Raw genomic sequence first — 12,612 nt, forward strand, 5'->3', positions numbered from 1 at the left:
GAGGCTCCTCGATAGGCGAAAAACCTTGTGATTCCCGGCACTTGCGACGTTCCGCCGCGCGAGCCTGCTGGTGCGATGGGATACTACTGGCGGCGTCGCGGGCGTGCTACAGCAGCGTCCGAAGAATTTGCCGTTTCGGGATTTGACTATGGCCAGTTTCAATACGATTGCGGGCTGCGTTTTGGCCTCGGCCCTCTTCGCAATGGTGGTGGGCAAGGTTTCCAACGCCGTCGTGCATCCGCACAAGCTGGACAAGCCGGCCCTCGCCGTCTCCGATGACGCGCCGACCCAGACTGCCGCCGCTCCGGCGGCCATTGAGATCCCGCCGATCGGCCCCAAGCTCGCCAGCGCCAATGTCGATGCCGGCAAGGCGATCTTCATGAAGCAGTGCTTCACTTGCCACACGGTCGACAAGGGCGGCGCCAACAAGGTCGGTCCGAACCTGTGGGACATCGTCGCGCGCAAGAAGGCGAGCCATGCGGGCTTCAGCTACTCCTCGCCCATGACCGCCAAGGGCGGCGAGTGGACCTACGAGGACATCGACCACCTGATCTTCAAGCCGACTGCCTATGTGCGCGGAACGAAGATGGCCTTCGCCGGTCTGCCCAAAGAGCAGGAGCGCGCCGACGTGATCGCCTACCTGCGCACGATGGCCGACGCGCCGAAGCCACTGCCGTAGCCCGGGAAAGCACGTGGCCGGGTCGGTTCCCGCCGAGCTGGTCGCGCTCGCCAACAACCTCGCCGATGCCGCGCGTCCGATCGCGGCGCGCTACTTCCGCACTCCCGTCACGGTCGACGACAAGTCCGACCAGAGCCCCGTCACCATCGCCGACCGCGAGGCGGAGACCGCCATGCGCGAGCTTCTGGCGCGTCACGTGCCGGAACATGGTGTGTTCGGCGAAGAGCACGGCGCAGTGCGCACCGACGCCGAGTATGTCTGGGTGCTCGACCCGATCGACGGAACCAAGGCCTTCATCACGGGCCTGCCGATCTTTGGCACGCTGATCGCCCTCTTCCATCGCGGCAAGCCGGTGCTGGGCATCATCGACCAGCCGATCCTGCAGGAACGCTGGCTGGGCGTGGCGGGTGAACGCTCCACCTTCAACGGCAAGCCGATCGCCGTACGCCCCTGCGCGAAGCTCGCCGACGCCTACATGTATTCGACGGCGCCAGGCATGTTTCCGGCGGGCTATGCCGAACCGCACCGCACACTGACCGAGAAGGTGAAGTACTTCCGCTGGGGCGGCGACTGCTACGCCTATGGCCTGCTGGCGCTGGGCCATGTCGACCTGGTCGTCGAAGCGAGCCTCAAGCTCTACGATTTCGCCGCGCTCATCCCGGTCATCCAGGGCGCCGGCGGCCTGATCACCGACTGGAAAGGCGGTGAGCTCGGCATGCACTCGGACGGCGCCGTATTGGCAGCCGGCGATGCCGCCCTTCACCGCGCTGCAGCCGAGGTCCTCTCGGCGTAAGCCGCCCGGTCGATATCGAACCACACGATATCGGTAAAGCCCTTGTAGTCGACTCTCTTGCGATAGGTGAGGCCGATGCGCTTCATCACCGCCTGCGAGGACAGGTTGCTTTCGAACGTGATGGCGAAGATCGAACCGAGATCGAGCGCGCCGAAGCCATAGTTGAGCGCCGCCTCGGCGACTTCCGTTGCATAGCCCTGGCCCCAGGCCTCGGGATGAAGCGCCCACAGCACCTCGACGGCGTCGAATTCGGGAACGTAGTTCAGCCCGCCGTGGCCAATCAGCTTCGCGTCGAGGAAGATGCCCCAGGGCGCCAGCCGCCGCTCCTGCCAGGAGGCAGCAAACCGGTCGATGGTGGCGCGTGCAGTGGCGACGAGATCGCCTTCCTCCTGCTTGCCGGGAGCCGGCGGCAACCACTTCGCCACCTCGGGATGAAAGCGCATGGTGGCGTAATCTTCAGCATCATCGGGCAGCAGCGGACGCAGCGCGAGGCGTTCAGTTCTGAGAATCGTCATGATGGCTGACTTTACACAACTTTACCGCTGCGCCACGCCTGCGATACGGCGGCCCTCCATATCGGTGGCACGGGGAACACCCACCGGGACTTCCCGAAACCGAAGGAGACAGACATGACGACCCTTTCCCTCAAGACCGTGATGGCAGCCCTCCTCGCCGGCAGCCTTGCCGTCACCGCCGGAGCTCCCGCTTTCGCGCGTGGCGACGGCGCCTCGTTCGATCCCGCCAAGTTCCAGCAGCGCATCGAGAAGCGCGTGGACAAGGCATTGAACGGTACCGACGCCACGCAGGACCAGAAGAAGCAGATCACCGGCATCCTGCAGGCAGCCTTCAAGGACGTGAAGTCTCTGCACGACAAGCGCGTCGAGAACCGCAAAGCGATGCGCGCGGCGATGGAAGCCCCGACCATCGATCCGGCCAAGATCGAGCAGATTCGCCAGGAACAGATGAAGATAGCTGACGAAAGCTCCAAGCGCTTCACCAAGGCGCTGGTCGATGCCGGCAATGTGCTCAACGCTCAGCAGCGCCAGGCCTTCTTCAAGACCTGGGGCGAGCACCACTGGGGTGGCCCGCGCGATGGCTCCAAGAAGGGCTAACGCGCAGTGATGACATCAGCGTCGCGCCGGCCCGATACTGACGCGATGGCCGCGCGCATCCTGATGATCGACGACGACAACCGCCTCGCCGGGATGGTTCAGGACTATCTCGGTGGGGCGGGCTTTCGCGTGACGATCGCCGGTACGGCGGGGGACGGCGAGACGCTGTTGAAGCGCGAGAGCTTCGATGCGCTGATCCTCGACCTGATGCTGCCCGATGCCGATGGCCTCGATTTCTGCCGACGGCTGCGCCAGTCGAACGATGTGCCGATCCTGATGCTGACGGCGCGCGGCGAGCCGATGGATCGCGTGGTCGGTCTCGAACTCGGCGCCGACGACTATCTCGCCAAACCTTTCGAGCCACGCGAGCTGCAGGCGCGTTTGCGCGCCATCCTGCGCCGCAAGGGTACGACCACGACCACGGACGTGCTGCGCTTCGGTCGGCTCGAGATCGACAAGGGTTCGCGCGTGGTGCGGATCGACGGCGAAGAACGGCCGATCACCTCCTATCAGTTCGCCCTTCTGATGGCGCTGGCCGAGCGCGCCGGCCGCGTGCTGTCGCGCGACGCGTTGATGGATCTGCTGAAGGGCGAGAAGCTCGAAGCGTTCGACCGCTCGGTCGACGTCCATATCTCGCGCATCCGCGCCGCCATCGAAGACGATCCCAAGAAGCCGCGCCGTATCCTGACGTTGCGCGGCACCGGCTATGTCTTCGCCAAGGACCAGGACCGCTAGTCCGTGCAGCGCCTCTACCTCCAGTTCTACATCACCATCCTCGTCGTGCTGGCGGTGTTCGTGGGGGCGGCGGTGCTGCTGTGGCGGCTGGCCGACGACGACAATCGCACGCCGCAATATCTCGATGTCGCCGCCGAGCTGACCGGCGCACTGCTGCCGGATATCGACGCGCCCAAGCAAGACCAGCAACGCGCCATCGAAGTGCTGCAGCGCAAGCTGCGCTTTGACATCGCCCTCTACGAACCCGATGGCGATATGATCGCGATGGCCGGCAAGCCACCGCCGCGCTTCAATCCCATGCACGCGCGCACCGGCTGGCGGCGCGGCCCGGGCGGACCCAACTTCACCTTGCAGCTTCCCGACGGGCGCTGGCTGGTCGCCCGCCAAGTGCGTGAACGGCCCAACCCGGCGCTCTGGATCGCCGCGGCGCTCGGCCTGGTGGCCGTTGCCGTCGCAATCGCCGCCTATCCCGTCGTGCGCGGCCTGGGCCGCCGTCTCGAACGGCTCAAGGCGGGCGTCGAACAGTTGGGAGGTGGCGATCTTTCGGCGCGCGTGAGAGTCGAAGGCCGCGACGAAGTCGCCGCATTGGCGGCGAGCTTCAACCGATCAGCCCAGCGCATCGAAGAGCTGGTGACCGCTCATCGCCTGTTGCTCGCCAATGCCAGCCACGAATTGCGCACGCCATTGGCGCGCATCGCCGTCGCCGCCTCGCTCCTGGGCGAGAATGCCGACGCCAAGACGCGCGACTCCCTGAAACAGGACGTGGCCGAACTCGATCAACTCATCGAACAGATCTTGCTGGCGAGTCGTCTGGAGGCACTGCCCACTCTGGAGCGGCGTGAACCGGTGGACCTGCTGGCACTCGCGGCCGAAGAAGCCTCGCACTATGACCTCGAAGTCGAAGGCGAGCCGGTGATGGTGTCGGGCGATCGTCTGCTGCTGCGTCGGTTGATCCGTAATCTGGTCGAGAATGCCCAACGCTATGGTGGCAGCGGTCCAATCACCGTCACCGTCACGCGAGAGGGCAGCCGCGCGGTGCTGGACGTTTCAGATCATGGGCCAGGCGTTCCGGAAGCCGAACGCCAGCGTATCTTCGAGCCCTTCTATCGATTGGCTGGCGGGGCCGAGACCGGCCGCGGCAGCGGGCTGGGTCTTGCCCTGGTCCTCGACATTGCCCGCCGTCACGGCGGCGACGCCGCATGCCTGGCGGCAGAGGGTGGCGGCAGCCGTTTCAGGGTCGAGTTGCCGGCAACGGGCGGAGAGGGATAAAGTTTCCGTCCTGTTGCGCGGTGCGCCCGATCGCTGCTCCGAAGCGGGCCAAGTTTGGCAATCCCAACCATTGTCCACGAGCGCGAACGGAGGCATTTCAACAGGATTGAAAGTCCGTGGAGACAGAGATGTCCCAACCTCAAGTTCTGTCCTGTCGGTGCGGCATGTGCCGCATGATCCGGCGGCATCCCTGAGCCGCCTCTAGTTTCAAGAGCGTTTCGAGCAGTCACCACCGGCCTCGATTGCCGGAAAGGCGGAGCTTTGCCCGCCAGCTGCCTCTCACCCGATCGACAGAAAGCAGAAATCATCATGACCGTCCGCCAAAGCCTTCTCGCGGCGACCGCCATCACTGTCGCCTTCATGACGGCGATTGTGGCCGTACGTGCCCAGACGACGTCGCAAGAGGTCGTCCTCACCAACGTTTCCTACGATCCGACGCGCGAACTCTATCGCGCGCTGAACGAGGCCTTTGCCAAGGAATGGCAGGCCAGCACCGGCCAGAAGGTCACCATTCGCACCTCCCACGGTGGCTCGGGCAAGCAGGCCCGCTCGGTGATCGACGGGCTCGAAGCCGATGTCGTGACCCTCGCTTTGGCTGGCGACATCGATGCCATCGCGCGTGAGTCCAAGCGTCTGCCGCAGAACTGGCAGTCACGCCTGCCCAACAATGCCTCGCCCTACACCTCGACCATCGTGTTCGTGGTGCGCAAGGGTAATCCCAAGGGCATCAAGGATTGGCCGGATCTCGCCAAGAGCGGCGTCGCGGTCGTGACGCCCAATCCCAAGACCTCGGGCGGCGCGCGCTGGAACTATCTCGCCGCCTGGGCCTATGAACTGGACCGCACCAAAGGCGATCAGGCGGCTGCCCGGAAGTTCGTCGAGGCGATCTACAAGAACGTACCGGTCCTCGACTCCGGGGCGCGCGGCTCGACCACGACCTTTGCGCAGCGCGCCGTCGGCGACGTCTTCATCTCCTGGGAGAATGAGGCCTTCCTGATCCAGCAGGAGTTCGGTGCCGACAAATTCGACATCGTCGTGCCGCCCTTCTCCATCCTGGCGGAGCCACCGGTCTCGCTGGTCGATCACGTGGTCGACAAGCGTGGCAGCCGCAAGGTCGCTGAAGCCTACCTCGCTTTCCTCTATTCGCCGGCTGCGCAGAAGATCATCGCCCGCAACTTCTACCGGCCGAGCAAGCCCGAAGCCGCCGATCCGGCCGACCTGACGCGCTTTCCCAAGATCCAGCTCGTGACCATCGACCAGGTGTTCGGCGGCTGGGCCAAGGCGCAGACCGAGCACTTCGCCGACGGCGGCGTGTTCGATCAGATCTACAAGCCCACCGGCAAAGCGGCGACGCGATGAGCGACGCCGCCCATAACGGCTGGGCGCTGCGGACGACTCCGCGGAGAAGCCAATGGTTCCCGAAGCCGAGCGCATTGCCCGGCTTCGGAATTACCTTTGGCTTTGCCGTCACTTACCTGTCGTTGATCATACTGATTCCGCTCGCCGTGCTGGTCGCACGCGCCGGTGAGCTGGGCCTCGACGGTATCTGGCGGGTTGCCACGACACCGCGCGTGCTGGCGGCCTTGCAGGTGAGTTTCTTCATCTCGGCCGCGGCCGCTCTCATCAACGCCCTGTTCGGCACGATCGTGGCCTGGGTGCTGGTGCATTACGACTTCCCCGGCAAGCGCCTGCTCGACGCCGCTGTCGATCTGCCTTTCGCCCTGCCCACCGCCGTCGCCGGCATCGCGCTTGCCGCGCTCTACGCGACCAACGGCTGGATCGGCAGCCTGTTTGCGCCGTGGGACATCAAGATCGCCTTCACGCCGCTCGGCATTCTCGTTGCGCTGATCTTCATCGGCCTGCCCTTTGTCGTGCGCACGGTGCAGCCGGTACTGCAGGACCTCGATCGCGAGGTCGAGGAAGCGTCGGCCACTTTGGGCGCCACCCGGACGCAGACTGTCGTGCGCGTCGTCCTGCCGGCACTCACACCAGCCCTTCTCACCGGCGTTGCCTTGGCCTTTGCGCGCGCCGTCGGTGAATACGGTTCGGTGATCTTCATCGCCGGCAACATGCCCTTCGTGTCGGAGATCGCGCCGCTCCTCATCGTCACCAAACTCGAGGAGTTCGACTATGCCGGCGCTGCGGCCATCGCCACGGTGATGTTGGGCATTTCCTTCGTGACCCTGCTCGCCATCAATGCATTGCAGGCGTTCAGCCGCAGGCGGTTCGGCCATGCGTAACGGCGTACTCTCCGAAAGCCCGGCCGTGCGCCGCACGCTGATCGCGCTGGCCGTCGGCTTTCTGACGCTGTTCCTCGTCTTGCCGCTGCTGGCGGTCTTTTCCGAAGCGCTGCGCCGCGGGCTCGACCTGTTCATCGCCGCCTTCGCCGAACCCGACACGCAGGCCGCGATCGGGCTCACCCTTCTGGTCGCAGCCATTGCCGTGCCGCTCAACCTGCTGTTCGGCATCTCGGCCGCCTGGGCGGTGGCCAAGTTCGAATTCCCCGGCAAGAGCCTGCTAGTCACCCTGATCGATCTGCCCTTCTCGGTATCGCCCGTCGTATCGGGACTGGTCTTCGTCCTGCTGTTTGGCGCCAAGGGGCTGCTGGGGCCGCTGATCGACGACTGGGATTTCAAGATCATCTTCGCCGTGCCCGGCATCGTGCTGGCCACGATCTTCGTCACCTTCCCCTTCATCGCACGCGAAGTGATCCCGCTGATGCAGGAGCAGGGCACGGCGGAAGAAGAGGCGGCACTGACGCTCGGCGCCTCGGGGCTACGCACTTTCCTCACGGTCACTCTACCCAACGTGCGCTGGGCGCTGCTCTACGGCGTCCTGCTTTGCAATGCCCGCGCCATGGGCGAATTCGGCGCGGTGTCGGTCGTCTCCGGCCACATCCGCGGATTGACCAACACCATGCCGCTCCACGTGGAGATCCTCTACAATGAGTACAACTTCGTCGCTGCTTTCGCCGTCGCCTCGCTTCTGGCGGGACTCGCCCTCGTCACCCTCGTCGCAAAATCCTTCCTCGAGGGACGATACGGAGACCAGCTCGCCCGCGCCCACCGGCACTGAGCAGAACAGCAGATCAGGCGTGGCAATCGCGATACGGGCCGAAGGGCTCGCCAAGTCGTTCAACGGCACGGCGGCCGTCCGCGACCTCGACCTCGAGGTGCAGCCGGGCGAGCTGCTGGCGCTGCTCGGCCCGTCGGGCTCGGGCAAGACGACGTTCCTGCGGCTGGTGGCGGGGCTGGAGAGCCCGACGGCCGGCCGCATCCTGTTCGACAATGAAGATGCCACCGCGCTGTCCGTGCGCGACCGCCGCGTCGGCTTCGTGTTCCAGCACTACGCCCTGTTCCGCCATCTCAACGTGGCGGAGAACATCGCCTATGGGCTGCGGGTGAGGCCGCGCGCCACGCGGCCGGCCGATGCCGAGATCCGCCGCCGCGTCGCCGACCTGCTCGACCTGGTGCAGCTCGCGGGCCTCGGTAAGCGTTTCCCCACCCAGCTCTCCGGCGGTCAGCGCCAGCGTGTTGCGCTGGCCCGCGCCCTTGCCGTCGAGCCGCGCGTGCTGCTGCTCGATGAGCCGTTCGGCGCCCTCGACGCCAAGGTGCGGCGCGATCTGCGGCGCTGGCTGCGTGAGATCCACGACCGGACCGGCCACACGACCCTGTTCGTCACCCACGACCAGGAAGAGGCGCTGGAACTCGCCGATCGGGTTGCGATCTTCAATCTTGGTAACGTCGAGCAGGTCGGGACGCCCGACGAGATCCTCGACCATCCGGCCACGGCCTTCGTCGCGGGCTTCGTCGGCGAGGCCGTACGCCTGCCGGTCAATGTAGCTAGTTCCTCGCTTCGAATCGGGCCGCATCAGCTCCGCATATCCTGCGGCAAGGTGACGGGCCCGGCCGAACTTTTCGTGCGTCCGCATGATCTCGCTTTGGCCACCGATTCGCAGCCCGCCATTCTGGCACGCGTGCTCGCCGTGCGGCGCACGGGACCTGCCCGCCGCGCCGAGCTGGCGCTGGCCGATGGATTGCCGACTGTGGAGATGGAGCTGCCAGCCGGCCACACCGCCCGCAAGGGCGACATCCTGCCGGTCACCCTGGTCAACCTGCGCCTCTTCGCCTCGCGCTAAGGAGCACACCATGGCGCCGCCGCCCGATCTCGCCTCCGACCTGCAGCGCCGCCTGGGCTTTGCGCCGCCGCGGCAGGTGCTGGCCGCAACGTTGCGGGATGTCTTTCCGGGAAAGATCGCCGTGGTCTCCTCCTTCGGAGCGGACTCCGCCGTGCTGCTGCATCTCGTGGCCGAGATCGATCCGGCAACGCCGGTTCTGTTCATCGACACCGGCCGTCATTTTCTGGAGACCTTGGACTATCGCGACCGGCTGGTCGCTCATCTCGGCCTGACTGACGTGCAGAGCATCGGGCCGTCAGTGGAGGAAGTGGCGCGCCTCGATGCCGATCTCAGCCGCGCCACCTGGGATCCCGATGGCTGCTGCGCCTTCCGCAAGGTCGCACCATTGCAGCGCGCGCTCGAGGGTTTCGATGCCTGGATCACCGGGCGCAAGCGCTTCCAGAGCGCCGACCGGCATGACCTGCCGGTGTTCGAGCTCGATCTGCCGCATGTGAAGGTCAACCCGCTGGCGAGCTGGAGCGCGGCCGACATCGCCGATCATGTTTCCCGCCATCGCCTGCCGGCCCATCCGCTGGTCGCCCAGGGCTTCAGCTCGATCGGCTGTGCGCCCTGCACCTCGGCCGTCGCCTTCGGTGAGGACGCGCGCGCCGGCCGTTGGCGCGGCGCCGAGAAGACCGAATGCGGCATCCATCTTCCCCCGATCAATTCGACCCAGAAGCAGAGCAATCCATGAGTTCGCCCGCCCCCCTTGCGCACCCCAGCGTCCAGACCGACGCAAGACCTCGCGAGAACCAGCAGACGATTCCCGTGCCACGCGGCCGATCCGGCCTGTCACCTCACCTGCAGCGCCTGGAGGACGAGGCGATCCATATCCTGCGCGAGGTGGTGGCCGAGTTTCGCAAGCCCGTGATGCTCTACTCCGTGGGCAAGGATTCGAGCGTGATGCTGCATCTCGCCCGCAAGGCCTTCTACCCGGCGCCACCACCCTTCCCCTTGATGCATATCGCGACCGGCTGGGATTTCCGCGCCCTGCTCGATCACCGCGACCGTACCGCTCGCAAATACGATATGGAGCTGCTGGTCCATGGCAACGAAGCCGCGACGCGTGAAGGCGTCACTCCCTTCGAGACGGAAACAGGCGAATATTCCCGCCTCATGCTCACGGAGCCCTTGAAGGACGCGCTCGACAAGCACGGCTTCGATGCGGCCTTCGGCGGCGGCCGGCGTGACGAGGAGAAGTCGCGCGCCAAGGAACGCATCTTCTCTCACCGCAGCACCGGCCATGTCTGGGATCCACGCAACCAGCGGCCTGAACTGTGGCGTCTGTTCAACACGCGGCTGGCGCCGGGTGACACGATGCGTGTCTTCCCGCTGTCGAACTGGACCGAGCTCGACGTGTGGACCTACATCCAGACCGAAGCCATCCCGATCGTGCCGCTTTACCTCGCGGCCGAACGCTGGGTTGTCGAACGCGATGGTGCACTGATCGCCGTCGACGACGAGCGCATGCGCTTCCGCGATGGCGAAATGACGGTGAAGCGCCGCGTGCGCTTCCGCACCCTGGGCTGCTGGCCGCTGACCGGTGCCATCGCTTCAAAGGCAGACGATGTCGCCGGCGTCATCGCCGAACTCCTCGATGCGCGCTCGTCCGAGCGCCAGGGCCGGCTGGTCGACGGCGCCCTGCAGGCTTCCATGGAACGCAAGAAACGAGAGGGATATTTCTGATGCCCGACGCCCTTGCCCCTCCCGCCAACGACGCGTTGCCCCTGCAGAGCCGCAGCGAGTTGCGCTTCCTCACCTGCGGTTCGGTCGACGACGGCAAGTCGACCCTGATCGGACGGCTGATCGCCGATGCGAGCGGCCTGCTCGACGATCAGGTCGCGTCGTTGAAGGACGATTCGCGTCGTTTCGGCACGACCGACGATGAATTCGACTTCGCCTTGCTGCTCGACGGTCTCGAAGCCGAGCGCGAACAGGGCATCACCATCGATGTCGCCTATCGTTTCTTTGCGACGCCGCGCCGTGCCTTCGTCGTGGCCGACACGCCGGGTCACCGGCAGTACACGCGCAACATGGCGACCGGCGCCTCCAACGCCGAGCTGGCCGTCCTGCTGGTCGATGCACGCAAGGGCCTCGTCGAGCAGACACGCCGCCATGCCGCCATCGTCTCGCTGCTCGGTATTCGTCACGTCGTGCTGGCGGTGAACAAGATCGACCTGGTCGATTTCTCGGAGGCGCGGTTCCGTGAAATCGCAGCGGCCTTCGCGAGTTTTGCCGCGCCGCTTGCCTTCCATTCCGTGGTTGCGATCCCAGTTTCGGCGCGGCTCGGCGACAATGTCGCTGCCCGCAGTGCCCGCATGCCCTGGTATGTCGGCCCGGCCCTTCTCGCCCATCTCGAGACGGTCGAGACCGGCCTCGACGCCGAGGAAGCGCCGCTGCGTTTTCCCGTGCAATGGGTGAACCGGCCGGATGGCGATTTCCGCGGCTTCACCGGCACCGTCGCTTCGGGCCGCCTCGCCGTCGGCGATCGCATCGTCGTCGCAGCCTCAGGCAAGCCGAGTTCGGTGGCGCGCATCGTGAGCTTCGACGGCGATCTGCCGGTGGCCGTGGCCGGACGCTCCGTAACGTTGACCTTGGCCGACGAAATCGACGTCATCCGTGGCGATGTGCTGACCGATCCGCGCCGTCGACCGACGGTCACGCGGCGCTTCTCCGCCGACCTGGTCTGGATGGACGAGACGGCAGCCCTTCCCGGCAAGCGCTTCCTGCTGAAGATCGGCACGAGCACGGTACCTGTCACCCTCGGCCGTATCGCCGACACGCTCGACGTCGAATCGCTGCGACGGGCGCCGGCGGGTGAACTGGCGCTGAACGCCATCGGCCGTGTCGAACTCGAAACGGCACAGCTCGTCACCTTCGATCCCTATGCCGAGAACCGCCAGACCGGCGCTTTCATCCTGATTGACCGCGCGACGCTCCGCACCGCAGCGGCGGGCATGGTCGTCGAAAGCCTCGACGCAGCGAGCGACGTCCATCGCCATGCCGAGACCGTGACGCCAGCGCTGCGGGCCGAGATCAAGGCGCAGCTCCCGCTGGTCGTCTGGCTGACCGGCCTGCCGGGTTCCGGTAAGTCGACCATCGCCAACATCGTCGAGCGCAAGCTGGTGGCCCTCGGCCGCCAGACGATGCTGCTCGATGGCGACAATCTGCGACAGGGGCTCAACGCCGACCTGGGCTTCGACGAAGCCAGCCGCTCGGAGAATGTCCGGCGCGTCGGCGAGGTCGCGAAGCTGATGGCCGATGCCGGGCTGATCGCCATCGTGGCCCTGGTCTCCCCCTTCCAGGCCGACCGCACGCGCGCGGCCGCTCTGCTGCCTGAAGGCCGTTTCCTTGAGATCTTCGTCGACACGCCTCTGGACGTGTGCCGGCAGCGCGATCCCAAAGGTCTCTATGCCAAGGCCGAGAGCGGCAAGGTGGTGAACCTGACGGGCCGCGACCAGCCCTACGAGCCGCCCGAGGATCCGACGCTGGTATTGCAGACGGCCGAACTCTCCCCGGAGGAGGCCGCGGATCGCATCGTGGAGTTGGTGCTTGAACGCATAGGCGCTGTACGAAGCTGACCAATCGCTCCGACAGCCGCAGGTCGGAAGCGGCGTTCATGGCACTGCCGCCAAAGACGCCCTAAGATCGCCGGTGAACGATCGTTTACCGGAGGAGCGGCCCCTATGGATTTCAACATTCCCGCCGATATCGCGGCGTACCTGACCGAGCTCGACGAATTCATCGAGCGCGAGATCCGGCCGCTGGAGCGCGAGAACGACAATATCCGCTTCTTCGACCATCGCCGCGAGCATGCGCGCACCGACTGGGACAATGACGGCCAGCC

General features: G+C 65.8%; 13 protein-coding genes and 1 pseudogene. 13 read left to right on the forward strand and 1 reads right to left on the reverse strand.

From position 1 onward, the window contains the following. The first annotated feature begins 148 nt into the window (after window positions 1-148). Window positions 149-679 carry a cytochrome c family protein gene (locus EPO50_RS28410; RefSeq protein WP_296349928.1) on the forward strand — a complete coding sequence of 177 codons (531 nt, stop codon included), beginning with the start codon at window positions 149-151 and terminating at the stop codon, window positions 677-679. Between the two features lie 13 nt (window positions 680-692). Beyond that, the gene (hisN, locus tag EPO50_RS28415; protein ID WP_296349930.1) at window positions 693-1,472 is read left to right on the forward strand and encodes a histidinol-phosphatase; all 780 of its coding nucleotides are present in this window, start codon (window positions 693-695) and stop codon (window positions 1,470-1,472) included. Here hisN and EPO50_RS28420 read toward each other — a convergent pair. Continuing rightward, complete coding sequence (locus EPO50_RS28420) at window positions 1,439-1,987, reverse strand: GNAT family N-acetyltransferase (protein ID WP_296349932.1); 549 nt, start codon at window positions 1,985-1,987, stop codon at window positions 1,439-1,441. The two genes, hisN and EPO50_RS28420, sit on opposite strands and share 34 nt — an antisense overlap. Before the next feature lie 114 nt (window positions 1,988-2,101). Here EPO50_RS28420 and EPO50_RS28425 point away from each other — a divergent pair, with 114 nt between their 5' ends. The 11 genes and pseudogenes from EPO50_RS28425 to EPO50_RS28475 all read left to right on the forward strand — a co-directional run. Beyond that, window positions 2,102-2,584: a periplasmic heavy metal sensor gene (locus tag EPO50_RS28425; protein ID WP_296349934.1), complete on the forward strand. Its 483-nt coding sequence runs from the start codon at window positions 2,102-2,104 to the stop codon at window positions 2,582-2,584. Window positions 2,585-2,629: 45 nt separating this feature from the next. After that, window positions 2,630-3,319, forward strand: a complete 690-nt coding sequence (locus EPO50_RS28430; RefSeq protein ID WP_296349955.1) for a response regulator — start codon at window positions 2,630-2,632, stop codon at window positions 3,317-3,319. 3 nt (window positions 3,320-3,322) lie between these two features. Beyond that, window positions 3,323-4,588, forward strand: a complete 1,266-nt coding sequence (locus EPO50_RS28435; RefSeq protein ID WP_296349936.1) for a HAMP domain-containing sensor histidine kinase — start codon at window positions 3,323-3,325, stop codon at window positions 4,586-4,588. A gap of 306 nt (window positions 4,589-4,894) precedes the next feature. Beyond that, window positions 4,895-5,947, forward strand: a complete 1,053-nt coding sequence (locus EPO50_RS28440) for a sulfate ABC transporter substrate-binding protein (protein WP_296349958.1) — start codon at window positions 4,895-4,897, stop codon at window positions 5,945-5,947. Further along, a complete protein-coding gene (gene cysT / locus EPO50_RS28445) occupies window positions 5,944-6,828 on the forward strand; it encodes a sulfate ABC transporter permease subunit CysT (protein WP_296349938.1) in 885 nt (294 codons plus the stop codon). Before EPO50_RS28440 ends, cysT begins: the two co-directional genes overlap by 4 nt. Continuing rightward, window positions 6,821-7,663, forward strand: a complete 843-nt coding sequence (gene cysW / locus EPO50_RS28450) for a sulfate ABC transporter permease subunit CysW (protein WP_296349940.1) — start codon at window positions 6,821-6,823, stop codon at window positions 7,661-7,663. The genes cysT and cysW overlap by 8 nt, the downstream gene beginning before the upstream one ends. A gap of 25 nt (window positions 7,664-7,688) precedes the next feature. Then, window positions 7,689-8,726, forward strand: coding sequence for a sulfate/molybdate ABC transporter ATP-binding protein (locus EPO50_RS28455; RefSeq protein ID WP_296349960.1), 1,038 nt, complete (start codon window positions 7,689-7,691; stop codon window positions 8,724-8,726). A 10-nt stretch (window positions 8,727-8,736) separates the two neighbouring features. Then, on the forward strand, window positions 8,737-9,459 hold the full coding sequence (locus EPO50_RS28460; protein ID WP_296349942.1) for a phosphoadenylyl-sulfate reductase: 723 nt from the start codon (window positions 8,737-8,739) through the stop codon (window positions 9,457-9,459). Further along, window positions 9,456-10,451 (forward strand): sulfate adenylyltransferase subunit CysD, encoded by a 996-nt coding sequence (gene cysD / locus EPO50_RS28465; RefSeq protein ID WP_296349944.1) that lies wholly within the window; start codon window positions 9,456-9,458, stop codon window positions 10,449-10,451. Before EPO50_RS28460 ends, cysD begins: the two co-directional genes overlap by 4 nt. After that, on the forward strand, window positions 10,451-12,346 hold the full coding sequence (gene cysN / locus EPO50_RS28470; RefSeq protein WP_296349946.1) for a sulfate adenylyltransferase subunit CysN: 1,896 nt from the start codon (window positions 10,451-10,453) through the stop codon (window positions 12,344-12,346). The genes cysD and cysN overlap by 1 nt, the downstream gene beginning before the upstream one ends. 105 nt (window positions 12,347-12,451) lie before the next feature. Beyond that, window positions 12,452-12,612 (forward strand): annotated as a pseudogene (locus EPO50_RS28475) (acyl-CoA dehydrogenase); the annotation flags it as partial.

The sequence above is a fragment of the Reyranella sp. genome, from assembly GCF_004297405.1.
Lineage (GTDB): Bacteria > Pseudomonadota > Alphaproteobacteria > Reyranellales > Reyranellaceae > Reyranella.

Excerpts from the sequence above, each read along its gene's own strand:
- EPO50_RS28460 (WP_296349942.1), top strand. The coding sequence starts at position 8,737 with ATGGCGCCGCCGCCCGATCTCGCCTCCGACCTGCAGCGCCGCCTGGGC.
- cysW (WP_296349940.1), top strand. The coding sequence starts at position 6,821 with ATGCGTAACGGCGTACTCTCCGAAAGCCCGGCCGTGCGCCGCACGCTG.
- cysN (WP_296349946.1), top strand. The coding sequence starts at position 10,451 with ATGCCCGACGCCCTTGCCCCTCCCGCCAACGACGCGTTGCCCCTGCAG.
- EPO50_RS28410 (WP_296349928.1), top strand. The coding sequence starts at position 149 with ATGGCCAGTTTCAATACGATTGCGGGCTGCGTTTTGGCCTCGGCCCTC.
- cysD (WP_296349944.1), top strand. The coding sequence starts at position 9,456 with ATGAGTTCGCCCGCCCCCCTTGCGCACCCCAGCGTCCAGACCGACGCA.
- EPO50_RS28420 (WP_296349932.1), bottom strand. The coding sequence starts at position 1,987 with ATGACGATTCTCAGAACTGAACGCCTCGCGCTGCGTCCGCTGCTGCCC.
- cysT (WP_296349938.1), top strand. The coding sequence starts at position 5,944 with ATGAGCGACGCCGCCCATAACGGCTGGGCGCTGCGGACGACTCCGCGG.
- EPO50_RS28425 (WP_296349934.1), top strand. The coding sequence starts at position 2,102 with ATGACGACCCTTTCCCTCAAGACCGTGATGGCAGCCCTCCTCGCCGGC.
- EPO50_RS28430 (WP_296349955.1), top strand. The coding sequence starts at position 2,630 with ATGGCCGCGCGCATCCTGATGATCGACGACGACAACCGCCTCGCCGGG.